The following is a 1,022-nucleotide window of genomic DNA, read 5'->3' on the forward strand; positions in this document are numbered from 1 at the left end:
ACCGCGACGCAGTCCGTCTCCGACGAGACGCTGCAGCTCCTGGCCGACGAGATGAACTACAACGTTCAGATCGTCAGCCCGGAGGAGGAGGACCGCGAGCTGCTGGAGTCGTTCGACATCGAGTTCGGTGAGGACGAGGGCGGCGAGGAGGACCTGGTCGTCCGTCCGCCGGTGGTGACCGTCATGGGTCACGTCGACCACGGTAAGACCCGACTGCTCGACGCGATCCGCAAGACGAACGTCATCGCGGGCGAGGCCGGTGGCATCACCCAGCACATCGGTGCCTACCAGGTCGCGACCGAGGTCAACGACGAAGAGCGCAAGATCACCTTCATCGACACCCCGGGTCACGAGGCGTTCACCGCCATGCGTGCCCGTGGTGCGAAGTCGACCGACATCGCGATCCTGGTCGTCGCGGCCAACGACGGCGTCATGCCGCAGACGGTCGAGGCGCTGAACCACGCCAAGGCGGCCGACGTGCCGATCGTGGTCGCGGTCAACAAGATCGACGTCGAGGGTGCCGACCCGACCAAGGTGCGCGGTCAGCTGACCGAGTACGGCCTGGTGGCCGAGGAGTACGGCGGCGACACGATGTTCGTCGACATCTCCGCCAAGCAGGGTCTGCACATCGACAGCCTCCTCGAGGCCGTCATCCTCACCGCCGACGCCTCGCTCGACCTGCGGGCCAACCCGAACCAGGACGCGCAGGGCATCTCGATCGAGTCCCGTCTCGACCGCGGCCGCGGTGCCGTGGCGACGGTCCTCGTCCAGCGAGGCACCCTGCGGGTAGGCGACACCATGGTCGTGGGCGACGCCTACGGCCGAGTGCGCGCCATGCTCGACGACAACGGCAACAACGTCGCCGAGGCCGGCCCGTCGACGCCGGTCCAGGTCCTGGGCCTGACCAACGTCCCGGGCGCGGGCGACAACTTCCTCGTCGTCGAGGAGGACCGCACCGCCCGCCAGATCGCGGAGAAGCGCGCCGCCCGTGAGCGCAACGCCGCGTTCGCCAAGCGCACGCG

General features: G+C 68.7%; 1 protein-coding gene. It reads left to right on the forward strand.

Annotated features, from left to right (window positions below; genetic code table 11):
* Window positions 1-1,022 (forward strand): translation initiation factor IF-2 (gene infB, locus BZY54_RS48720; protein WP_086731599.1); only part of this gene is annotated, 1,022 nt, incomplete at both ends.

This window comes from Streptomyces carpinensis, assembly GCF_002154505.1.
In the GTDB taxonomy this organism is placed as follows: Bacteria; Actinomycetota; Actinomycetes; order Streptomycetales; family Streptomycetaceae; genus Streptomyces; species Streptomyces carpinensis.